The organism is Nocardiopsis oceanisediminis, assembly GCF_048595525.1.
Classification (GTDB): domain Bacteria; phylum Actinomycetota; class Actinomycetes; order Streptosporangiales; family Streptosporangiaceae; genus Nocardiopsis_A; species Nocardiopsis_A oceanisediminis.
This window is the reverse complement of sequence record NZ_JAFMZJ010000001.1, coordinates 5,547,110-5,569,009: the sequence shown is the minus strand read 5'-3', so window position 1 is coordinate 5,569,009 and position 21,900 is coordinate 5,547,110. Positions and strand designations below refer to the sequence as shown.

14 protein-coding genes are annotated in these 21,900 nt (G+C 76.3%); 9 read left to right on the top strand and 5 right to left on the bottom strand.

The genetic code is table 11. The features are described 5' to 3' along the window. Positions 1–38: 38 nt before the first annotated feature. Positions 39–944, top strand: coding sequence for a 2-hydroxyacid dehydrogenase (locus tag J0910_RS24235; RefSeq protein WP_420160842.1), 906 nt, complete (start codon positions 39–41; stop codon positions 942–944). Positions 945–1,051: 107 nt separating this feature from the next. On the opposite strand, the gene J0910_RS24230 is transcribed toward J0910_RS24235, so the two are convergent. After that, positions 1,052–2,260 (bottom strand): FAD-dependent oxidoreductase, encoded by a 1,209-nt coding sequence (locus J0910_RS24230; RefSeq protein WP_420160841.1) that lies wholly within the window; start codon positions 2,258–2,260, stop codon positions 1,052–1,054. Between the two features lie 70 nt (positions 2,261–2,330). Here J0910_RS24230 and J0910_RS24225 point away from each other — a divergent pair, with 70 nt between their 5' ends. The 6 genes from J0910_RS24225 to J0910_RS24200 all read left to right on the top strand — a co-directional run bounded on the left by J0910_RS24225 (position 2,331) and on the right by J0910_RS24200 (position 10,980). Next, positions 2,331–2,849: a MarR family transcriptional regulator gene (locus J0910_RS24225; protein ID WP_420160840.1), complete on the top strand. Its 519-nt coding sequence runs from the start codon at positions 2,331–2,333 to the stop codon at positions 2,847–2,849. A gap of 341 nt (positions 2,850–3,190) precedes the next feature. Further along, the gene (locus J0910_RS24220) at positions 3,191–4,858 is read left to right on the top strand and encodes a bifunctional 3'-5' exonuclease/DNA polymerase (RefSeq protein ID WP_420160839.1); all 1,668 of its coding nucleotides are present in this window, start codon (positions 3,191–3,193) and stop codon (positions 4,856–4,858) included. 220 nt (positions 4,859–5,078) lie between these two features. Beyond that, on the top strand, positions 5,079–6,260 hold the full coding sequence (locus J0910_RS24215) for a C40 family peptidase (RefSeq protein ID WP_420160838.1): 1,182 nt from the start codon (positions 5,079–5,081) through the stop codon (positions 6,258–6,260). Between the two features lie 539 nt (positions 6,261–6,799). Next, entirely contained in the window at positions 6,800–8,527 is a 1,728-nt protein-coding gene (locus J0910_RS24210) for an FAD-dependent monooxygenase (RefSeq protein WP_420160837.1), read from the top strand. Positions 8,528–8,701: 174 nt separating this feature from the next. Then, a complete protein-coding gene (locus tag J0910_RS24205) occupies positions 8,702–9,871 on the top strand; it encodes a homogentisate 1,2-dioxygenase (protein ID WP_420160836.1) in 1,170 nt (389 codons plus the stop codon). Further along, positions 9,871–10,980 carry a hypothetical protein gene (locus J0910_RS24200; RefSeq protein WP_420160835.1) on the top strand — a complete coding sequence of 370 codons (1,110 nt, stop codon included), beginning with the start codon at positions 9,871–9,873 and terminating at the stop codon, positions 10,978–10,980. Before J0910_RS24205 ends, J0910_RS24200 begins: the two co-directional genes overlap by 1 nt. 812 nt (positions 10,981–11,792) lie before the next feature. On the opposite strand, the gene J0910_RS24195 is transcribed toward J0910_RS24200, so the two are convergent. After that, the gene (locus J0910_RS24195) at positions 11,793–13,253 is read right to left on the bottom strand and encodes a hypothetical protein (protein ID WP_420160834.1); all 1,461 of its coding nucleotides are present in this window, start codon (positions 13,251–13,253) and stop codon (positions 11,793–11,795) included. A 271-nt stretch (positions 13,254–13,524) separates the two neighbouring features. Here J0910_RS24195 and J0910_RS24190 point away from each other — a divergent pair, with 271 nt between their 5' ends. Further along, complete coding sequence (locus J0910_RS24190) at positions 13,525–14,430, top strand: glycerophosphodiester phosphodiesterase (RefSeq protein WP_420160833.1); 906 nt, start codon at positions 13,525–13,527, stop codon at positions 14,428–14,430. Between the two features lie 102 nt (positions 14,431–14,532). Here the strand turns inward: J0910_RS24190 and J0910_RS24185 are convergent, their stop codons facing one another. Beyond that, positions 14,533–16,122 carry a beta-N-acetylhexosaminidase gene (locus J0910_RS24185; protein ID WP_420160832.1) on the bottom strand — a complete coding sequence of 530 codons (1,590 nt, stop codon included), beginning with the start codon at positions 16,120–16,122 and terminating at the stop codon, positions 14,533–14,535. A 172-nt stretch (positions 16,123–16,294) separates the two neighbouring features. Here J0910_RS24185 and J0910_RS24180 point away from each other — a divergent pair, with 172 nt between their 5' ends. Next, a complete protein-coding gene (locus tag J0910_RS24180; protein ID WP_420160831.1) occupies positions 16,295–18,481 on the top strand; it encodes a hypothetical protein in 2,187 nt (728 codons plus the stop codon). Positions 18,482–18,660: 179 nt separating this feature from the next. Here J0910_RS24180 and J0910_RS24175 read toward each other — a convergent pair whose 3' ends face one another. Together J0910_RS24175 and J0910_RS24170 are read right to left on the bottom strand one after the other, a co-directional pair. Next, on the bottom strand, positions 18,661–20,538 hold the full coding sequence (locus J0910_RS24175) for a serine/threonine-protein kinase (protein ID WP_420160830.1): 1,878 nt from the start codon (positions 20,536–20,538) through the stop codon (positions 18,661–18,663). 169 nt (positions 20,539–20,707) lie between these two features. After that, on the bottom strand, positions 20,708–21,613 hold the full coding sequence (locus tag J0910_RS24170) for an Lrp/AsnC family transcriptional regulator (RefSeq protein WP_420160829.1): 906 nt from the start codon (positions 21,611–21,613) through the stop codon (positions 20,708–20,710). Positions 21,614–21,900: the final 287 nt, after the last annotated feature.

The following is a 21,900-nucleotide window of genomic DNA, read 5'->3' as shown; positions in this document are numbered from 1 at the left end:
CCGGAGCGGGAGAGCGCGAGGACTGAGGAGACGAGAGCATGGCCGACCGGGTCCTGGTGCCCTGGAAGCAGAACCTGGGCAGCGTCCCCGAGGGGGCGGAGGGCGTCCTCTTCGACGGGGAGGGCGAGCCCGCCGGGCTGTCCGACGCGGTCTTCTACGTGATGCCCTACGGGCGGACGCAGCGGGTGGACCTGCTGTCCCGGATGCCGCGGCTGCGGGTCTGCCAGCTGCTCACCGCGGGCTACGAGAACGTGCTGCCGGCGCTGCCCGACGGCGTGGAGCTGTGCAACGGGCGCGGCCTGCACGACGCCAGCACCGCCGAGCACGCGCTGGCGCTGATCCTGGCGGCCCAGCGGGACCTGCCCAGGTGGGCGGCGGACCAGGCCGAGCGGACCTGGGCGCCGCACTACACCCGCTCGCTGGCGGGCAGCCGGGTGCTCATCGTCGGCTACGGCAGCATCGGCGCGGCGCTGGAGGCGCGGCTCGCGCCGTGCGAGTGCGAGGTGGTCCGGGTGGCCCGCCGCGCGCGGCCGGAGCAGGGCGTGCACCCGGTCTCCGAGCTGCACCGGCTGCTCCCGGAGGCCGACGTCGTGGTGCTGGTCGCCCCGCTCACCGAGGAGACGCGCGGGCTGGTCGGCGCGGAGGAGCTGGCGCTGCTGCGCGACGGCGCGCTGGTGGTCAACGTGGGGCGCGGCCCGGTGCTGGACACCGACGCCCTGCTCAAGGAGGGCGGGCGGGTGCGCGCCGCACTCGACGTCACCGACCCGGAGCCGCCGCCCGCCGGGCACCCGCTGTGGCGGGCGCCCGGGGTCTTCATCACCCCGCACGTCGCGGGCGGTTCGGACACCTTCTATCCCCGGGCGCGCGCGTTCGTCGACGCCCAGCTCCGCCGCTGGGGCGCGGGCGAACCGCTGGAGAACGTGGTCCGGCCCGGAACCCGCTGAGCGGGGCGGCGCGGCTTCGGCGGGGCGCCGATGCGGGCGGCCGCCGGGGCCGCGGCCTTCGGGGTTCCCGGGCGGCCGCTCCGCGCCTTCCCCGGGCAGGGGCGGGCTCAGGCGGGGAGCTGCTCGCGGACGTCCCGGTCGAAGTCGATCCGGTGGTCGAACATCCACGAGTGGCCCTTGCGCAGCGAGATCGTCCGGAACAGCACCGGCAGCATGAGGTCGCGGAGGAGCACCTGGAGCCGCCCGGCGGCCAGCTTGGGCGCGCCGCGCCGGCGGCCCTCGGCGGCGACCCGCTCGACGCGGTCCCGGCGCAGCCGCTCGTAGCGGCGGAGCGCCTCGGCGGGGCCGGGCACGTCCCGCAGGCAGCGGGCGACGGTGGCCGCGTCCTCGATCGCCATCGAGGCGCCCTGCCCGCTGGAGGAGGAGACGGCGTGCGCCGCGTCGCCGAGCAGCCCGACGGGGCCGTCGCACCAGCGCGGCAGGGACGCGATGTCGTACGTCCCGTGGGCGGTGAAGTCCCGCACCGGGCTCGCGGAGAGGACCTCGGTGATCTCCGGCAGGTCGCCGGCGAACCGCTCCAGCAGCAGGGCGCGCCAGTGCTCGGGGCCGGGGGCCTCCGGTCCGCGCGGCGGCTCCGGGTGCGGCAGGTTGGCGAACCAGTACGCGGCGCCGCCGGGCGCGGTCTGCAGGCCGAAGAAGGCGCGGGAGCCGTAGACCATCCGGACGGTGCCGGGCGGGGTCGCGGCGCGGGCGCCGTGCGCCACCCCGCCGAAGTCGAGCAGCCCGGTGTAGGCGGGCGCGGGGGCGCCCGGGTCCATGGCGGTGCGGACCGGGGAGTGCAGCCCGTCGGCGCCGAGCAGCACGTCGCCCTCGGCCCGGGTGCCGTCCGCGAAGTGCGCGGACACCCCGGAACCGGTGCGCTCGAAACCGGTGAGGCGCTTGCCGTACTCCAGGCGGGCGCCCTGCGCGGCGGCGGCCTCGGCCAGCCGGGCCTGGAGCGCGCCGCGCATGATGAGCACCGTCTGCAGGCCCTCCTCCAGTTCGGTGGAGCCGTCTTCGAGCCGGCCGAGCCGGCGGCCGGAGCCGTTGGCGAACTCGATGGCGGTGCTGGGGCAGACGGCCGATTCCAGGACGGTGCCGAGCATGCCGAGGGAGCGCAGTACGGCCAGGCCGTTGGGGGCCAGGTTGAGGAAGGAGCCGAGGTGCTCGGCGGGGCCGTCGTGCGCCTCGTAGACGGCGGCCTCGATCCCGGCGCGCCCGAGCGCGGCCGCGGTGACCGGGCCGGCGATGCCGGCGCCGATGACCAGGACTTTCATGGCGGGTCACTCCTCGTGTTATTATTTAGTTCGTTCGAACGAAATATAAGGCGAAGGGGAGGGGCCGTCAATGGCCGATTCCGCAGAGGGGCGGCCGGAACCGGGGGAGGGGACCGCCGGTCCGCGCGAAGGGGTGCTGCACCGGGTCGCCGAGGCCGGCCGGGCGATGAGCGACGCCGCCGTGCTCTACCACGGCGAACTCAGCTCCCGGCTGGGGCTGGGCGCCACGGACTGGAAGATCCTGGGCCTGGTCCAGGCCGCCGGGTCGGTCTCCGCGGGGGAGCTGGTCCGCCGCTCCGGCCTCAAGCCCGCCTCCATCACCGGCGTGCTCGACCGGCTGGAGCGCCGCGGGCTCCTGCGCCGGGTCCGGGACGAGGCCGACCGCCGCCGGGTCCTGGTCGAGCCGGCCCCGGGCCTGGAGGACGGCCGGGTCGAGCTGTTCGAAGGGCTGCTGCGCCGCCTCGCCGAGCTCTGCGGCCACTACACCGACGCCGAGCTCGAACTGGTCGCGGGGTTCATGGAGGAGGCCGCCCGGCGCCAGCTGGAGGCCACCGCCGAACTGCAGGGCCGGGAGCGGCCCGGGAGGTGACCCCTCCGGGTCCGGGCCGGTGCGGGGCCCCGGAGGCGGGCGGAGCGGATGGAACCGGGCGGAAGGCGGTGGGGGAATCGGCGGTGGGGGGCGGAGCGCTGAGGAAGAAGCGGGCGCCCCGCCGTGCGGGCCGCCCGGTTCCCGCCCGGGCCTGGTGCGCGGAGCGCGCCGGCGGGCGGGGGCCGCGGACGTCCGCCGGCCGCTGAACGGAGCGGCCGGGAACCGCGTTCCGGCGGCCTTGGCCGGCCTGCCCGCGGCCCGGGGCGGGGTCCCGCCGAGCGGACCGGGAGAGAACGGGCGGACGGTGGGAAAACGTCGGTGCCCAGGACCAGACTGGGAGCATGCGGATCGCGGTGGACCCGGACGGGGAGGGCGGCGGGCGGCTCGCCGAGCTCGCCCCCTCCGGGATGCGGGGCACCGCCGCCGGGACCGGCGACCTCGCCGCCGCGGTCGCGGAGCGGGAGGCCGGCGGCGCGGAGGCGGTCCGCTGGGTGTGGGCGGACACCGCCGAGGCCTACCCGCCGCTGCTCGGCCGCGGGGTGCAGGTCGGCCGCTGCCACGACGTCGGACTGGTCGAGGCGCTGCTGCTCGCGCACGCCGGCCGGTTCGGCGAACCGCACTCGCTGGGGGCCGCCTGGGCGCGGCTGCACGGCCGGGAGGTCCCGCCGGACCCGGTCCGCCGGGCCGGCCGCGGCGGTGAGGAGCAGCCGGCGCTGTTCGCCGCGGAGAGCGGCACCCTGCCGCCGGGCACCGACCGGCTGGCCGCGCTCGCCGAGGTCCACGCCGACCAGTGGCGGCGGATCGGCGGCCTCCCCGACCCCGGGCGGTTCGCGCTGCTGTGCGCGGTGGAGTCGGCCGGCGCGCTGGCCGCCGCGGAGATGCGGCGCACCGGCATCCCGTGGAGCGCCGCCGTGCACGACCGGCTGCTCACCGCGCAGCTGGGCGCGCGGCCGCCGGCCGGGGCCCGCCCCGCGGTCCTCGCTGGGCTGGTCGAGGAGGTCTCCGCGGCACTCGGCCGGGAGGTCAACCCGGACTCGCCCGCGCAGCTGGTCAAGGCGTTCGCGGCCGCCGGGCACGACGTCTCCTCCACCCGCTCCGAGGTGCTCAGGGCGGTGGACCACCCGGCGGTCCGCCCGCTGCTCAGGTACAAGGAGCTCGCCCGGCTGCACTCCGCGCACGGGTGGGCCTGGTTGGACGCCTGGGTGCGCAGCGGCCGGTTCCGCCCCGACTACGTGGTGGGCGGGGTGGTTTCCGGGCGCTGGGCCACCCGCGGCGGCGGCGCCCTGCAGATCCCCAAGGCGGTGCGCGGCGCCATCGTCGCCGACCCCGGGTGGCGGCTGGTCAGTGCGGACGCCGGGCAGCTGGAGCCGCGGATCCTCGCCGCGGTCTCGCGGGACGCCGCGCTGGCCCGGGCGGCCGGCGCCGACGACCTGTACACCCGGCTGGCCGGCGCCTTCGGCGGGGACCGGCAGCGCGCCAAGATCGGGCTGCTGGCCGCCATGTACGGCCAGACCGGAGGGGACGCCGCGCCGCTGCTGGGCGTGCTGCGCCGGGCCTACCCGCGGGCCATCGGCTTCCTGGACCGGGCGGCCGAGGAGGGGGAGCGCGGCGGCCTGGTGCGCTCCTGGCTCGGCCGCACCTGCCCGCCGCCCTCGCCCGGCTGGCGGAGCACCGTCGCGGAGGGGGGCCCGGGCGCCGGCGGCGCCGCGCGCGGCCGCGGCCGGTTCACCCGCAACTTCACCGTGCAGGCCACCGCGGCGGAGTGGGCGCTGGTCCTCATGGCCGCGGTCCGCCGGGGCCTGGCCGGGATGGACGGCTCCGACGGCCGCCCGGAGATCGTCTTCTTCCAGCACGACGAGCTGGTCATGCACGTCCCGGCGCGGCTGGCCGGGGAGACCGCGGACCTGGCGCGGCGGGCCGCCGACGAGGCGGGCCGGGTGATGTTCGGCGAGAGCCCGGTCCGGTTCCCGCTCGACGTCTCCGTGGTGGACTGCTACGCCGACGCCTGACCGGGGCGGGACCGGCGGGCGGAGCCGCGGCCGGTCAACGCCGTTCTAAGAGGATTTTGCCCTTTCCGGCGCCCGGGGCGCGCGTTCGGCGCCGGTTTCCGCTGCGGCACAGGGGATTCGGTTGGTTCCGAGTTCACCGCAGGGACGCTTGAAAATGCGACCCCGGGCACTCATGCTTGTACGCGATGTCATCCAGGGCGCGGGAGAGCGAGGTCGATTCGTGCGGGACCGGCTGAGAACGTGCGCGGGAACCACGGTCGCGTTCGCGGTGGCCTTCACCGCCTTCGGGGCCCCCGCCTGGGCGGATCCGGAGCCCCGCATCGCCGACCGGCCCCCGGTCGACCTGCAGGGCGGCTCCGGGCGGCCGTCCCCCTCCGCGGAGCCCTCCGGGGGGCGCACCGCGCCGAAGGTCGCCGACCCCGGCGGCCTCTCCGGCGGTGCCGAGGTCGCGCCGCTGGGCGAGCCCCGATCGCGCGAGTACTTCGCGGTCCTCCCGGACACCGTGCCCGAGCGGGCCCTGCGCGAGGTCCGCGGCCTGGACGGGGTGGCCGGCGTCGAGGTGGTCGACGCCGCCCGGGTCTCCGTCGAGGGCGAGGAGACCTCGGTGCTCGGCGTGGACCCCTCCGGTTTCCGCAACTACGCCCCCGAGCCCTCGGCCGAGTCCGATGAGATCTGGCAGGGCATCGCCGAGGGCCGGGTCGCGCTCTCCGACGAGGCCGGCCGGCAGCGCGGCCTCGACGTCGGCGGCGAAGTGGAGATCGACGGGGCGGAGGGCGAGGTGACCCGCGAGGTGTGGACGCACGCCACCTCCGGCGTCGCCGGCATCGATGCGCTGGTCTCCCGGGACCTCGCCGCGGAGCTGGGCTTCCCGGAGGGCAACGGCCTGGTGGTCTCCGCCCCCGACGCCGACCTGTGGGAGCTCAAGGACCGGCTGGAAGAGGTCCTCGGCGAGGACGCCTCGCTGCAGCTGCTCGCGGAGGACCCGGAGCCGCGCCCGGCCGGCGCGCGCGGCAGCGAGCTCCCCGAGGAGACCCTGGAGCGGGTCATCGCGCGCGCCGAGACCATGCAGGGCGTGCCCTACGTCTGGGGCGGGGAGTCGCTGGAGGAGGGCGGCTTCGACTGCTCCGGCCTGCTCCAGTGGGCCTTCGCCCAGGAAGGCGTCGCCATCCCGCGGGTCACCCACGACCAGTGGTACGCGGGCGAGCACGTCGCCTGGGAGGACGCCCGCCGCGGCGACCTGATCTTCTGGCGCACCGACCCCACCGCGCCCGACTACATCTCGCACGTCGCCATCTACCTCGGCGACGGGATGATGCTGGAGGCCCCGCGCACCGGGCTGAACGTCCGCACCACCGAGGTGCGCACCGCCAAGATGGCCGGCGTGGTCCGGGTGCGCCTCTGAACGGGTGACCGGGCGGCCTCAGGGCGGCGGCCCGGGGCCGGAGGAAGCAGGAAGGGGCGGTGCCGCGAGCGGCACCGCCCCTTCTCTTCTCCTGGCGCTGGGGCCGGCCGGGAGGGGAGGGCCGGCCCCCTGACAGGAGGGGAAGCAGGGCGTGTCACTGAGGGAGGGGGAGTCAGCGATTCCGGCCCTGCGCGAGGCTTTTTCGGTTGTCGGAACGCACGTCTCCGCACTTGGGCGGCGTCCGCACACCTGGTCAAGGTAAGCAGTACGGGGGCGTTTTGGCAAGAGCTCGCCAAGGGAGCAGATGACCGGATATCAACGCCCTGACTGCGCAAAGTAACCGAGAAGCGGGTGGTCCGGGGGGAAACGGGGGAATTTGGCCGGGGGTGCGAAGAGCGCGGCCCGGCGCCGGTGCGCCCTCCGCAACCGGGCCGCCGTTGCGAGTGGCGCAGGTCACATTTAGCATCGACGGGGAGGCGGGCGGGAGCGGCACGCCGCCCGCGGCCGCCCCTGCGGGGCCGGACGCAGGGAGGGACCCCATGTCGTTCAACGAGCCGCGCTCCGGGGACGGCGCCCCGCGCGGGAGACCCGCCGAGGACGCCCCGGTGCTCATCGCCGGTGCCGGACCGGTCGGGCTGACCGCGGCGCTGGCGCTCGCCCGCTTCGGCGTCCCCTCCCAGGTCCTGGAGGCCGCACCGGAGGAGGAGGCCGCCGTCTTCCGGCGCACCGGCTCCAAGGCCATCTGCTTCCAGCGCGACGTGCTCGACGTCTTCGACCGGCTCGGCGTCGGGGAGCGGATCATCGCCGAGGGCACCACCTGGACCACCGCGCGCACCTACTACCGCGGGCAGGAGGTGCGCACCGTCGTCTTCCCCGGCGGCACCGGGCGCGGCGGGGGCCTGCTCCCGCCGTGGATCAACATCTCCCAGGCCCGGGTGGAGGAGGAGCTGCTGGCCGCGGCCGAGGCCGAGCCGAACATCCGGATCCGCTTCGGGCACCGGGTCACCGGGCTCCGCCAGGACGAAGCGGGCGTGCTGCTGCGGGCCGACGCCCCCGGCGGGCCGGCCGGGCTGCGCGGCCGCTACGCGGTCGGCGCCGACGGCCCGCACAGCGCGGTGCGCCGGCTGCTCGGCACGGACTTCCCCGGTGAGTCCTTCGGCGACCGGTTCCTCATCTGCGACATCCGCGCCGACCTGCCCTTCCCCCGGGAGCGCAGGTTCTACTTCGACCCGGTGTGGAACCCCGGCCGCCAGGTGCTGGTGCACCAGTGCCCCGACTCCGCCTGGCGCATCGACTGGCAGGTGCCCGACGGCTACGACCTGGAGGCCGAGCGGGAGAGCGGCGCCCTGGACCGGCGGATCCGCGCGATCACCGGCGACCGCCGCTACGAGCTGCTGTGGACCTCGGTCTACCGGTTCCACGAGCGGTGCGCCGCGCGGCTGCGCGCCGGCCGGGTGCTGCTCGCCGGCGACGCCGCCCACCTGTACGCGCCGTTCGGCGCGCGCGGGCTGAACAGCGGGGTGCAGGACGCGGAGAACCTGGCCTGGAAGATCGCCTGCGCGCTCGGCTCCGGCGCCGCGGCCGAAGAGGCGCTGCTGGAGAGCTACCACACCGAGCGCTGGGCCGCGGCCCGGGAGAACCTCCGGGTCACCGCGGCGACCATGCGCTTCCTGGTGCCGCGGACCGACGCCGACCGGCGGCGCCGGGCCGAGGTCCTGGAGCGCTCCCTCACCGACCCCGCGGCCGGCTCCGAGATCGACTCCGGCCGCCTCGCCGAACCGTTCCGCTACGCGGACTCCCCGCTGACCACCCCGGGCGGCGCGGTCCCCGCGCAGGCCCGGCCGGGCGCCCCCGGCCCCGGCGACATCTGCCCGGACGCGCTCTGCGCGGTGCCGGCCAGCGTCGGCGGCGGCGGGCGGGACCGCACCCGGCTGCGCCGCCTGCTCGGCCCCGGCTTCACCGTGCTCGCCCCGGGCGCGGCCCAGGCCCGCGCGGTCTGCCGCGGCCGCGCCGGGCTGCCGCTCCCGCTGACCGTGCACGCCCTGGACGAGCTGGACCCGGACGGCCGGCTCGCCGAGGCGCTGGGCCGGCCGCCCGGCACGCTGTTCGTGCTCCGCCCCGACGCCCACCTGTGCGCGGTGCTCTCCCCGCCGGGCGGGGTGCCCAGGCAGGCCGGGCCGGAGGCCGCCGCGGAGGAGGCGGCCTCGGCCGTGCGCGCCGCGCTCGCCCGCGCCTGCGGGGCGCGGCCCCGGGTCCGCTCCGGTTGACCCGCCGGCCGAACGGCCGGTCCGGGGGGCGCCCGCGCAGGCCGGCGCCGGGGCGCCCGCAACGGCCCCGCCGGGCCCGGCCGGAACGGGCCCCGGCCGGCCGGGATGGGGCGCGGCGCGGAAGGGGTAGAGGACACCCAGGGGAGGGGACGGCTCCCCGGGAAGGAGAGCGCCATGCCGTACTACCGTGCCGTGGGCGAGATCCCCCGCAAGCGCCACCTGGTCTTCCGCCGCCCCGACGGCGGCGTCTACGCCGAGGAGCTGATGGGGGAGGAGGGCTTCTCCTCCGACTCCTCGCTGCTCTACCACCGCCACCTGCCCACCGCCATCGTCAAGGCCGAACCGGTCGAGGACCCGCGGTCCGCCTCGGAGGCGGTCCCGAACCTGCCGCTGGCGCCCCGGCACTTCCGCACCCGGGAGCTGCCCACCGGCGGCGACCTGGTCACCGGGCGGCGGCTGCTGGCCGGCAACGCCGACGTCCGGCTCTGCCACGCCTCGGTGGACCGGCCCAGCGGGCTGTACCGGAACTCCGCCGGCGACGAGACGGTGTACCTGCAGTCCGGGTCGGCGCGCTTCGAGTCGAGCCACGGGGCGATCGAGGCGGCCCAGGGCGACTACGTCACCGTGCCCACCGGCACCATCCACCGCTGGGTCCCGCACGGCACCGTCGACGCGCTGGTCATCGAGGCCTCCGGGCACATCCGCACGCCGCGCCGCTACCTCTCGCGGTGCGGCCAGTTCCTGGAGCACGCCCCCTACAGCGAGCGGGACCTGCGCGGACCGCGGGAGCCGCTGCTGGCCGAGGGCGCGGACGCGGAGGCGCCCACCCCGGTGCTGGTGCGCACCCGCGGCGGGCTGACCTCGATGACCTTCGCCCACCACCCGTTCGACGTGGTGGGCTGGGACGGCTGCCTCTACCCGTACGCGTTCAACATCGCCGACTTCGAGCCGATCGTGAAGCGCACCCACGCGCCGCCGCCGGTGCACCAGACCTTCGAGGGGCCGAACTTCGTGGTCTGCTCGTTCTGCCCGCGCCCGCTCGACTTCGACGAGCAGGCCGTCCCCATCCCCTACAACCACCACAACGTGGACAGCGACGAGTTCATGTACTACGTCGCGGGTGACTACGCCGCGCGCAAGGGGTCGGGCATCGGCATCGGATCGGTCTCGCTGCACCCCGCCGGGTTCACCCACGGGCCGCAGCCCGGCGCGGTGGAAGCGGCTCTCGGCGCGGCCGCCACCACCGAGACGGCGGTCATGGTGGACACCTTCCGCCCGCTGGACCTCGGCCCGGCCGGGCTCGCATGCGAGGACCCCGGCTACGCCTGGACGTGGGCCCGCTGATGGGGCGCGCGTCCGCGGACACCCGCGCGCGGCGGGGCGCCGCCCGCCGCAGGCCGCGCCGTGCGGGCCGCTCCCCGGAGGAGGGCGCCGGGTGGCGCGACCCGGTCGCCGAGCCGGGGCTCGCCCCGACCCAGATCCTGCTCCGCGGCCTGCTCGACGACGCCGGGCTGTTCCCGCCGTCGCCGCTGCCGCCGTTCCAGGCCGCGCAGCGCAACCGGTCCGACCGGATCATCGCGCACCCGATGCACAGCCTGCGCCTGATGTGCCCGGCGGGCCTCCTGCCCGAGCTGGGCCGGGCGGTCGGCGGGGACGGCTCCGGGCCGGCCGCCGGGCTCGGCGGGCCGGCCGGCGGCGCCCTGCCGTCGGTGCTGGGCGTCGGCGGGGGCGAGGCGTTCGCCGGGGCCGTCGCGATCGGGGACGGCGGCCGGATCCCCCGGCCGAGGCCGGGGCCCGGGAGCCCCCCGGTCGAGGTGGGCGTGGTGCTCGGCCCGGACGGCGACGCCGCGCGCACCCTCGCCGAGGACGCGCCGGGGCTGGTGCCCACCTGCTTCGAGGTGCCCGCCCGACCGGACGAGGTGCGCCGGGTCGCCTCCCTGGCGCACTCCGGCGGGCTGAGGAGGGAACCGCGCGCGGTCTTCTTCGCGATGGCCGACAGCCCGTGGCGGCTGGACGCGGTCGCCGCGCTGAGCGGGGCCCGGCCGCTCGGCGTCCTGGTCCGCTGCCACGGCGCCCCGGACGCCCCGCCGCCCAGGTGGGCCGAGCTGGCCTCGCTGATCCGCGCGTGCGTCCACTACGACGTGCCGTTCCGGGTGGCCTCCGGGGAGCACCCGGCGGTGGCGCCGGAGCCGGCGGCGGACGCGCCGATCCGGCACGGGTTCCTCAACCTGCTGCTGGCCACCGCGGTCGCCGCCGCCGGGGGCCGCACCAACGAGGTGATCGGCGCGCTGCGCACCACCGACGGCGCGCGGCTGGCCGCCCGGCTGTCCGCCCTGGACACCGCGGCCGCGCTGACCACCCGGCGCTTCCTCACCGGCATCGGCGCGCGCAGCACCGCCGACCCGGTCCGGGAGACCGCGGACCTGGGCCTGCTCGGTTCCTGGGCGGCATGAAGGGCGGAGGCGGGAGAGCGCGGAGGGGAGAAGGAGGGATGAGGGAAGAGGAGAGAACGGGCCCGGTCCGGGGCCGCCCTCTCCGCGGCCGCTCCTCCCGCGCCGCCCTCGGCGCCGCTGCGGTCCGGGCCCCGGCCGAGACGGTGCCGGGACCGGTGCCTTGCGTACCAGGGCGGGCGCCGTCCCACCGCGATCGGCGGCGGCCCGGTTCTCCCGCCGGACGGTGCGCGGCCGCCGCGCCGACGTCCGCCCGCCGGGCGGCCGATCCCGCTGGGTCCGCGCCTCTTCACCGCCGGCGCTCTGCCGCGCGGGTTCGGGGCGGGCGGGTCGCCGGCTCTCCGGTCTGCGGGGACCCGGTGCTTCCACCGGGAGGGGCGCGGCCGCTTCGCCGCCCGCCCGCCGGCCGGCCGAGCCCGGAGGGCCCTGCGCCCCTCGCTTCCGCCCCTGGCCGCGCGTGAGCCCGGGGCGGACGGGCCCGCCCGCCCTCCGGCCCGTGGCGGTCTCGGCGGGCCGGTCCCGGGCCTCCGAACACATCGCGCTCCCCCGGCCGGGGAGCGCGGCGGCCGCTGGAACCCGGGCCCCGCATCTCCGGGCCGTTCCCGGCCGCAGCCCCGGTAGGGGCGCACCGGCCCTCGCGCGCCCGCGGGCGGACGGAGCAGGCCGTCCGCCCGAGGAGCCGCCGGCGGCCCCGGCCGTCCGGGGCCGCGGGGCGGCGGTGATCCGCACGGGGCGGACCACCGCTCTCCGTTCCGCACCGGGGCCCGGGCCTCTCCGCCCGCCGGGGCGGGGCGCCGGGGCTCGTCGCGGAGCGGTCAATCGGTCATGCGGTCGGACGGGAGCGTCCACGGAGCGACGTTCCACGCGGCCGCGTCGGGGCCGCTGACCTGGACCCGGGGCCCGACGGCCGCCGGGGTCCCCTCGGCGGTGCCGGAGCCCTCCGCGGTCCCGGCCCCGGAAGCGGCCTCACCGGGCGCGGGCTCCGGAGCGGCGCCGGCGGGCTCCTCGGCGAGCGCCCCCTCCTCCAGGGACACGACGTCGACCTGCTCGCTCGAGCTCTGCAGCCGGCCGAGGCAGGTCTCCAGGGCCTCCCACTGGGCTTCGGAGCCGGCCTTCTCCCACAGCACGGTGAACGCGGCGGCGTCCCGGGAGGCGGCGACCTCCTCCTCGGTCAGCGCCTTGCCGCCGAGCTCCTCCAGCAGGCAGACGCGGATCTCGGTGGGCGTGGTGCCCTCGGGGAGGTCCAGCGCCCCCTCCTGGAGCGCGGGGCCGGCGCCGCCCGCGGGCTTCTGCTCCGCGGGGGCGTCGCCGGGCCGGTCCTCGGCCGGGGCCTCCGCGACGGGCTCGGCGCCGCTCTCGGCGGCAGGGGCCTCGCCCGGCCGCTCCTGCCTCGGGGGCACCTCGGTCTCGGGGGCCGAGGGCTCCTGCTGGCCGGCGGGGCGCTGCGGGGCGGGGGCCCCGTCCTGCTGCTGGGAGCCCTCGCCCTTCGGGGCCTGCTCCGCCTCGGCGGCGGGCTTCTCCGCGGGCTTCTCCACGGGCTTCTCTGCGGGTTCGCCGGTGTCGGCGGCGGGCTTCTCCGCCGGCTTCTCCGCGGGCTTCGCCTCGGGGACGGGCTTGTCGGCGGGCTTCTCCACCGGCTTGCCGGCGGGCTTCTCCGCCGGCTTCTCCGCGGGCTTCGCCTCGGGAACGGGCTTCTCCGCCGGCTTCTCCACCGGGGCCTCGGCGCCGCCCTGGGCGGCGCGCTGCGGGCGCACCGATTCGGCGAACCTGAGCAGCTCCTCGGTGTCCCACCGGTCCGGCTGGAGGTAGACGGTGACGGCCACGCCCGGCCGCTCCAGCCGGAACAGGTCGCCGCTGGTCTCGGAGAGGTAGGCCTCCTTGCCGTTGACCTGGACCTTCTTCAGCGAGTTGCGGCTCAGGTGATCGTAGTTGCGGTCGCGGAGGTCCTCCAGTGACCGGAACCGCTTCGAACGGAGCACGGACACCTTGCCGTAGACCGACTCGGGCCCCTGGACCCAGGAGATCTGCGCCTGCCGCTCGCCCATGCCGTTGGTGAAGGACCTGGCCCTGATCGCGTATCCGTCCAGGCCCGCCGGCAGGTCGCTGATCTCGAAACCGTCCAGGGTGTAGGTCGAGATCCGCTGCTGGATCACCGGCCAGGGAAGCTCTTCGCGGTCGTCGGCCGCGGCCGACGCGCCGCCGAGGAGCCCGAAACCGGTGAGTGATGCGGCGGTCATACCGGCCAGCGCCGCCCATCTCCTGTGGTGCTTGCGCATGGTGCGCCCTCTCGTTTGACTACTTAGTGTCGTGTTAATGACACTGTGAGTGGTGGCCAAAGGGTCACCGACAACAAAAGTCGCACACGAAGTAGTGAACCGGTCACAAGGAGTGCATCGTGTCGAGGAATCTCTTATCCACCTCCGGCCGCGTGGGGGAGTTCCTGGGGGCGGCACGCCGACCTCGCTTCGACGACACCCGCCGGTAACCGTGCGCGCCGACTCTTGAACGGCCGGTGAGAACGGCTCGCGCAGAGATGAATGGAGTGTCATGATCCGACGGCTCGGGTTCATCGCCACCGCCTTGGCTCTCGCCATGCCGGCGGCGTCGGGGACCGCCGTGGCGGTCCAGGACACAGGTTCGCAGGACTCTCCGCTCACCACCGCGGAACCGGGGAAGCGCTCGGTGCTCGACGTCGCGCACAGGGGAGCGGCGGGGTACGCCCCGGAGAACACTCTGGCCGCCATCGACGAGGCGGACGCGCGCGGCGCCACGACGGTCGAGATCGACGTGCAGCGCAGCGAGGACGGCGAGTTGGTGATCATCCACGACACCACTCTGGAGCGCACCACCGACGCCGAGGAGGTCTTCCCCGACCGGGGCTCCTACGACGTCGGGAAGTTCACCCTGAAGGAGCTGCGCAGGCTCGACGCGGGCTCCTGGTACGGGAAGGAGTACAAGGACGAGCGCATCCCGACCCTGGACGAGGCGCTCGACCGCCTCCGCGACAACGGTCTCAACCTGCTCCTGGAGATCAAGTCGCCGGCGCTCTACCCGGGGATCGAGTCCGACATCGCCGGCGTGGTCTCGCGCAACCCCGGCTGGCTGACCCCGACGGGCAAGCGCGGCGCCGACCACCTGATCGTCCAGAGCTTCGACTGGGAGTCCGCGGAGCGCTCGGCCAAACTGATGCCCTCGGTCCCGCACGGCCTGCTGGGCACCGTTCCCGAGGGCGAGATCGCCGACTACGCGAAGTGGGCCGACCAGATCAACCCGAGCCACACCAAGCTCACCGCCGACTACGTGAAGGCCGTGCACGGCGCCGGCCTGGAAGTGCTGACCTACACCGTCAACGACCGCGGCGACATGCGGGCCGCCCTGGACAAGGGCGTGGACGGCCTTATAAGCGACTACCCGGACGTCGCCCGCGAGGTGATCCAGGAGCACGCGAAGTAGCGGCCCGGGGGAGAGGCGCCGGCGCGTCCGGGCGCCCCGCCCCCGGCGCCCCCGCCGCGGCCACCGCCGCGCCGGGGGCACCGCCGCGTCCGGGCGGGGGGGTCAGTCCCGGCCGGGCACGCCCGGCCGCTTCTGCCAGGGGTGCGGCCCGTCCAGCGGCCTGTACTCCACGCCGACGGCGTCCAGCCGGCCGAGGTGGGCCTCCAGCCGCGGCAGGAACTCCCGGTAGTCCCGCTCGGCCGGCCCCCAGGCCACCTCGGCGAAGGCCGACAGCCGGGGGAACACCATGAAGTCCACGGTGCGCGGCGAGTCCATGTGCTCGGTCCAGACGTTGACCTGGGCGCCCAGCACGTGCTCGGCGCCCTTCTCGGCCAGCTCCGGCGGCACCGGCTCGGCGGAGTAGACGTCGGCGAGGGTCAGCAGGGTGCCCACCGGGATCGGCTCCTCGCCGGAGTCGGACTGCCGGTAGTCGAGGTAGGACGTGCGGGTGGGGCACATGACCACGTCGTGGCCGGCCTGCGCGGCGGCGATGCCGCCCTCGGTGCCGCGCCAGGAGAGCACGGTCGCCCCGGAGGCCAGGCCGCCCTCCAGGATCTCGTCCCAGCCGAGCAGCCGCCGGCCGCGCTCGGCGAAGTAGGCGTCGAACCGCCGGATGAACCAGCTCTGCAGCTCGTCCTCGCCGGACAGGCCCTCCTCGGCGATCCGGGCCTGCGCGGCGGCGCTGGCCCGCCACTGCCCCTTCGGGCACTCGTCGCCGCCGACGCAGATGTAGGGGGACGGGAAGAGCTCCATCACCTCGTCGAAGACGTTGCGGTAGAACTCCAGCGTGGCGTCGGAGACGTTGAGGACGTTCTCGATCACCCCCCACCGGGTGCCGACCTCCAGCGGCCCGCCCTCGCCCAGCTCGGGGTAGGCGGCGATGGCGGCCTGGGAGTGCCCGGGGACGTCGACCTCGGGCACCACGGTGATGTGCCGGGCGGCGGCGTAGGCGACGATCTCCCTGATGTCGTCCTGGGTGTAGAACCCGCCGTGCGGCCGCCCGTCGAACCCGGGGTCGCTCGCCGCGCCGACCTGGCTCTCCTTCCGCCACGCGCCCACCTCGGTCAGCTTCGGGTAGCGCTTGATCTCCAGCCGCCACCCCTGGTCCTCGGTCAGGTGGAAGTGGAGCACGTTGAGCTTGTGCATGGCCATCAGGTCGATGAAGCGCAGCACCCCGTGCTTGGGCATGAAGTGCCGGCCGACGTCGAGCATGCACCCCCGCCAGCCGAACCGCGGCCGGTCGGTGATGTCCACGCTGGGCAGCGGCCACTCTGCGGCGGCCCCGTCCGCGCCGTTCAGCGGCGCGCGCCGGTAGGCCCCGTTCGGCAGCAGCTGGCGCAGCGTCTGCGCGCCGTAGAACACGCCGGCCGGGTCGTGGCCGATGACGACGGCGCCTTCCCCGTCCACGATCAGCCGGTAGCCCTCGGCGCCCAGCCCGGCGTCGGGGTCGATGCTCAGCCTGATCCGCGCGTTCTCCCCCTTCCCGGGCGGGAACGCGAATCCGGTGGCGGCTCCGAGCTCGGCCCGGAGCCAGGTCTCCGTCCCGGCGGCGCCGGGATCGGCGTCGATCCGCGTCGCCGCGTCCAGCGACAGGCCGGCCTCCTGGTCGACGTGTATCTCGGCAGGACGCGGAACGAGGGGGAGAGCGGACACGGGTGCTCCTATCCGGTCTAGACCAGTACGGCCCCATCGTGCCACGCCGACCCCGCGACGCGCAGGCCCCGATCGGTCACCGACCGAAAGGGGACAGGCGCGGATCGGCGGAACCCCTGCGGGGTAGGGTCGTCGCCGGACGAGAAGCCCCCACTTCCCGAGGAGCAGCCGCATGCCCGACGACGCCGCCGTCTCCGCGGTCAATTCGGTGGTGAACAGCACCGGGCCGGTCAGCCAGGTCGGGGTGGTCGAAGGCGATCTGCACAACGGCGACGTCTACAACATCTTCCGGATGGACGGAGGAGCGGAGATCGCGCACGCGCCGCGCCGGGTCTCGGCGCTGGCGGTGCCCCGGCCCGGCCTCGAAGGCCCCGACATGAGGTCCCGCTACCAGCTGCTGTGGAACCGCAAGGTGGCCGACCCGGACCGGGTCCACCTGCTCAACCTCCACGGGCGCAAAGGCGGATGGTCGGGGGAGTTCGCGCGCCGGCTCTGCCACGCCTTCCAGGAGGAACTGCCGGAGGTCGACCCGGTGGTGCGCGCCATCGACCTGGACCGGTTCCCGGGCCGCATGGGCGCCCAGGAACTCCTGCGCGACCTGGGGATCCCCGAGAGCTACACGGTGAACGACCCCGGGGCGGTGCTGGAGAAGGCCGTCCAGGGGCTCGACCCCATGGCGCTGCTGCTGGAGAACGGCGACCGGATCGGGGCGGTCGAACCGCTGCTGAGCGCTCCTGCGGGGAGCCTCGTCGTCATCACCAGTGAGCGCCCGCTCCACTGGCTCGGCGGCCTCCGGAGGGAGTGGAGCGTCGCGGAGCCGCTGCCGGCCGGGCCGCTCTCCGTGCAGGACGCCCGAGGGGTGCTGTGGCGGAGGCTCGCCGCCCTGCGCCCCCTCCGCACGCCGTCCGATGACGAGATCGAGCGGCTGTTCGCCGAGGAATCCGCCCGGGAAGCGGACGCCATCGGCTACACCGCCGCCGCCATCGCCTTCGGAAAGGGGAACAGGAGCATGGCCGGTACACCGGACGCCGCCTACGCGCTGCTGCCGGAGGAGGACCAGGCGCTGGTGCGCTACCTGGGCCACTGCCCGGAGGGGATGGGGCTGCGGGCCGCCGCCGCCCTGACGGCCGGGCGCCGCGGGAAGGACGTGCGCGAAAGCCTGGAGGACCTGGTCAGGTACGGGCTGGCGGAACGGGACGACACCGGGCGGCGATCCGAGCCCCGCTACCGGCTCACCGCCGCGGCGGCGGAGCGGGCCTCCGGCCGCTGGGCCGCGGCAGCGGAGGGGGAGGACCCGGCCGACCTCGCCAAGGCGGTCTGCGAGGTCCACCACTCGCTGGCGCTCGACGCGCACCTGGCGGTCATGCCGCAGCGCCCGCTGGTCTCCGAGGAGCGCACCGAGCAGCGGCATCCGATGGACGAGGAGGAGGCGCGCACCTGGCTCCGCTCTGAGCGGCATGCGCTGGGCGAGGCGGTGAAGCTCGCGGTCGCCCTCGGGGAGGCCCGGCTCGCCGGGCGGATCTGCCAGGCCCTGTGGGCGCTGTACTTCACCGAGTCCCTGTACCTCCCGCTGTGCGAGACGCACCGCAGGGCTCTGTCGGCCCTCGCCAAGGACATCCGCCCCGACCTGCTCCTCCGTTCGAGGATCCGGGTCCAGGCGGTCCGCGGTGCACTGGAGACCGCCGGGCGGGAGGAGGCGGGCGTCTCGGCGGCGGAGGAGCACGGGGGCGCCGCCATCGCCGATGCCGATGGCGCCCCCGAGGAGCGCGGCCCCCGGGCCCGGCTGGTCCTCATCGCCCGGGCCAGCGCCCGGGAGCACCGGGCCGAGGCGCACCTGGCCCGCGCGGAGCTGCTGGACCGGGCGGAGGACGGCGCCGGGGCCGGGAAGGAGCGGGCGCGGGCGCTCACCCTGCAGCGGCAGGCGGTCGCCTTCTCGGAAGAGGCGGGGGACCTGCGGTCGGTCGTCGTGCAGCGGCAGAAGCTGGCCCGCTGCCTGCGGGCGGTCGGCGATGCGGTCGGGGAGCGGAACGAACTGGAGCAGGCCTGGGACGAAGTGCGGAGGCTGCCGGCGAAGGACGCCTACAACGAGGGGCGCGTCCAGATGGAGCTCGCCCGGGGCGCACTGGAGGCCGGGGCGGGGGCCGGTCGGGTCGGCGAGCACATCGAGGCCGCTCTGGAGCGCTTCCGCGGCGCCCACCGGCGGCGCACCGCCGACGTGCTCTGCCTCCGGGCCGACCTCCGTGAAGCACAGGGGGACGCCGCCGGGGCCGGCGCCGACCTGCGCGAGGCGGCGGAGCTCTACCGTGCCGAGGACCGCGTGGCCGACCTGCACCGGGTCAACCGCCGCCTCCGGCGCTAGCGCCCCGGGCCGGGCGCGGCGCCGAACCGCTGCACACCGGGGAGCCGCTCGCGGAGCGGGGCCCCTGGCCCGCTTCCGGCGGCCCCGGCCGGCGACGAAGCCCCTCGGCCCCGGCCGAGAGGCCCGCTCCTCCGGCGGGGCGCAGTGGGACGGCGGGGGCCTCCCGGCCGGAGGCGGCCTCAGATCCGGGGCCGGTCCTCCGCGCGAGCGGGCGTCGCGCCCGCCGTCCCCGTCCCTCCCCGGGCGGGGTCCTCGCGGGCCGGCCGGCCGTCCGGCAGGGGCTCGATGGCGACCGCGGCCTGCGCCGCTCCGAGGTGGAGTTTGACCGTCGCCGGGGCGGTGAGGTCCGCACCGGCCAGGGCGGCGTGCCAGAGGGCGGCGGTGGCGGCCTCGACCGGGAAGTCCGGCGGGGCGCCGTGCACCGTCAGCCGGAGCAGGCCCGCCGCGCGCACCGCCGCGGTGAGCGCCGGCGCCGCCCCCGGTTCGACCGGGGTCGCGGCGGCGGCGATCCGGCAGGCCCCGTGCTCGGACAGGGTGCGCTCGGCCCAGGCCGCCGGGTCGGGGACCGGTTCGGTGCGGACCAGCACGTCGGCGCTCTCGTACCACCTCGGCTCGGGCTCGGAGGCGTCGGCGAGCAGGTGCGCGCCGGCCGGGCCGGCCCCGGCACCGGCGCGCGGTTCGGCGGGGAACCGGCGGACCCGGACCTCCGCGGCGTCCCCCTCGGTGGCGACCAGCAGCGGTGCGATGCCGGCCCGGGCCGGCCAGGAGAGCGACACCGGGACCGGCGCCTCCGGCGGCACGGTGCGCACCGGGGCGGCCGGCTCGTCCAGCTCCATCAGCCGGTACATCAGGGTGCGCAGCGCGGCCGCCGATCCCCCCGGAACCGAGGTGAGCTGGGAGGTGAAGGCGGCGAACCGGTCCGGCCGGTGCCGGGCGGCGTCCTCGGCCAGCTGGTCGGCGAGCGGCCGGTCCTCGTCGAGCAGGGCGGCGGCCCGCCCGAACGCCGCGATGGGGGAGTCCGGGTCCATGTCCTCGTGCGGGAAGGCGCCGAGCATGGTGTGCGTGCCCAGGGCCGCCCCGTAGAACGTCACCGAGCCGTGGTCGCCGATGACGTGGTCGGCCGCGACCAGCGCCGCCTGCCAGCCGGAGCGGGGCGGCAGCACGACCAGCCCGGCGCGCTCGCAGGAGGCCAGCCAGGACCGCATCTGCCAGACCCCGTGCCCGTGCCAGGCGTTGGGGTGGGCGACGAACACGACGCGGTACTCGTCGGCGGGCAGCTCGCGCAGCAGCCGCGGCAGCACCTCGGGGAACCGGCCCAGCAGGGAGGTCGGGCCCCAGGTGGTGCTGACCAGGATCAGCCGGCGGCCGCCGGTCGCGCCGAGCGCGGCCCGGTAGTCCTCGCGCCAGCGCCGACCGGCCAGCAGCCGGTCGAAGGTGGGGTCGCCCGCCACGACCGCGGCGGGAAGCGCCTCCGGGCAGGAGCGGCGGATGCGCTCACGCTGCTCCTCGTGGGAGAGGACGAAGGCCGACGGAATGAGCACGCCGTCCCGGAAAAGAGTCTCCCCGGAGAGGCCGAACACGCCCGGTGCGGCGGCCGGATCCGGAATTTCCGGGTTTCCGGGTTTCCGGGTTTCCGGGTTTCCGGGTTTCCGGGTTTCCGGGTTTCCGGGTTTCCGGGTTTCCGGTCTCACCAGCTTATTGTATCCGGCGCCATGGGAGACCGCGACCAGGGGCGCCTTTATCAGGTGCAGGTCGTCGCCGTAGCTGGCGGTCAGCGCCAGGTCGAAATCCTCCTCGACCGCCTGCTCCCAGGGGGCCGCGGCGACGCCCAGGTCGTTCAGGTATTCGGTGACGCCCTCGCGGAAATTCGAGGTGCGGGCGCGGGTGAAGACCAATTGCACGCGGAGGTCGGAATCGAACACCGGAAGAATGTCGGCCAATCGCGTCATCGCGGTGACCGTGTGCGCCACGACCAGGACGCGGCGGCAGTCCGGCCGGGTCGACCAGTTCTCCGCGGCGCGGCCGATCGGGACGTTCAGCCGTTCCTGTACCGACAATTCCGCCACCGCTCCCTCCGACGCCCGTCACCGCAACGCTATCCGACCCCGGAGCGCGGCCGCGGGGCGGGCTCCGCGCGGCAAGGGAGGCGGGTGGCCGGAAGAGGACGGCCCGGCGGACGTGCGCGGACGCGGGGGGTCCGGGACCGGCCAACCGGGGCCGGGCGGATCAGGGCAGCGCGGGGCGGAGCCCCGGCACCTCCACCCGGGAGAGGTGGACCCAGGTCTCGGTCAGCCGTATCCCGGGCAGGCCGCGCAGCCGCTCGAAGAGGTCGCGCAGCTCCTCCAGCGAGGCGGCCGCGGCCGTTCCCACCATGTCGTTCCCGCCCAGGCAGCGGGCGAGGAAGCGGACCTCCCGCCACTCGGCCGCGCGGTGCAGGGCGGTCTCCGCCGGGCCCAGGAGGCGCAGCGCGAAGCCGCCGTGCCGGCGCAGTCCGGCCGCGGCCGGGGCGAGCTCCGCGGTCACCCGGAGCGCGCCGCTGTCCAGCAGCCGCAGCACCCGGGTGCGCACCGCCCCGGCGGAGAGCCCCGCGTGCCCGGCCAGCTCGGCGAAGGGCAGCCGGCCGTCCCGCTCCAGCAGGTCCAGCAGGAGCAGGTCGGTGCCGTCGGGGACGATGTCCGGAGGGGCGGCCGCGGCCATCCTGGGGTCCTTCAGCACCTCGGTGCAGACCGCGGCGGCGGTCCGCACCACGCCGGGGAGGCCGCGCACCCGGGCCACGGCGGCCGACAGGCCGGCCAGGTCGCGGGCGCGGACCTGGGCGGCGAGCGGGAACCGGCCGGCGGTGAGGTGCACCGACGCGGTCCCGGGCAGCTCGGCGATCCTCCCGGCCACCGCCGAGGTCGCGCCGTTCACGTCGACCGAGACCAGGGCGAGCGCGTCCGTGCCGCGCACCGCGGGGTGCACCACGCCCACCACCTTGAGGCGGCCGGCCTCCTGCATCCGGCGCACCCGCAGCCGTGCGGCGGCCCGGGACAGGCCCACCCGGGCGGCCAGGGCCTCGAACGGCAGCCGCCCGTCGGCCCGGAGTTCACGCACGATCGCGCCGTCCGTCTCGTCCAGTTCCACCGCGCCCACCGGCGCTCACCTACCTCACTGGGGGAATTTCCCCCCAATTCTGCACAAGTGCGCGGCGGCGCGCCGGGAGACGGCGGGTGTTCGGGTTGACAAGTCGGCGGAAGTCCTATCTTCCGCCGCGGAGCCGCGCCTTCCGCTCTGCGGAGCCGTGTCGCCGGGCCGGTCCCTTCCGCTGCGCGCGGGATCTTTCCTCCTACTTCCGGAGGGGGACGTCCGGACCGGATCCGGGTACGGGTACCCCGACTTTTGACCAACCGTTTCCGCCATATGTCCGTCTGTTGGGGGAC

What these genes read in the sequence shown, in the direction of transcription:
- J0910_RS24235 (WP_420160842.1), top strand. Translation starts at nt 39, where the DNA reads ATGGCCGACCGGGTCCTGGTGCCCTGGAAGCAGAACCTGGGCAGCGTC.
- J0910_RS24230 (WP_420160841.1), bottom strand. Translation starts at nt 2,260, where the DNA reads ATGAAAGTCCTGGTCATCGGCGCCGGCATCGCCGGCCCGGTCACCGCG.
- J0910_RS24225 (WP_420160840.1), top strand. Translation starts at nt 2,331, where the DNA reads ATGGCCGATTCCGCAGAGGGGCGGCCGGAACCGGGGGAGGGGACCGCC.
- J0910_RS24220 (WP_420160839.1), top strand. Translation starts at nt 3,191, where the DNA reads ATGCGGATCGCGGTGGACCCGGACGGGGAGGGCGGCGGGCGGCTCGCC.
- J0910_RS24210 (WP_420160837.1), top strand. Translation starts at nt 6,800, where the DNA reads ATGTCGTTCAACGAGCCGCGCTCCGGGGACGGCGCCCCGCGCGGGAGA.
- J0910_RS24205 (WP_420160836.1), top strand. Translation starts at nt 8,702, where the DNA reads ATGCCGTACTACCGTGCCGTGGGCGAGATCCCCCGCAAGCGCCACCTG.
- J0910_RS24200 (WP_420160835.1), top strand. Translation starts at nt 9,871, where the DNA reads ATGGGGCGCGCGTCCGCGGACACCCGCGCGCGGCGGGGCGCCGCCCGC.
- J0910_RS24195 (WP_420160834.1), bottom strand. Translation starts at nt 13,253, where the DNA reads ATGCGCAAGCACCACAGGAGATGGGCGGCGCTGGCCGGTATGACCGCC.
- J0910_RS24190 (WP_420160833.1), top strand. Translation starts at nt 13,525, where the DNA reads ATGATCCGACGGCTCGGGTTCATCGCCACCGCCTTGGCTCTCGCCATG.
- J0910_RS24180 (WP_420160831.1), top strand. Translation starts at nt 16,295, where the DNA reads ATGCCCGACGACGCCGCCGTCTCCGCGGTCAATTCGGTGGTGAACAGC.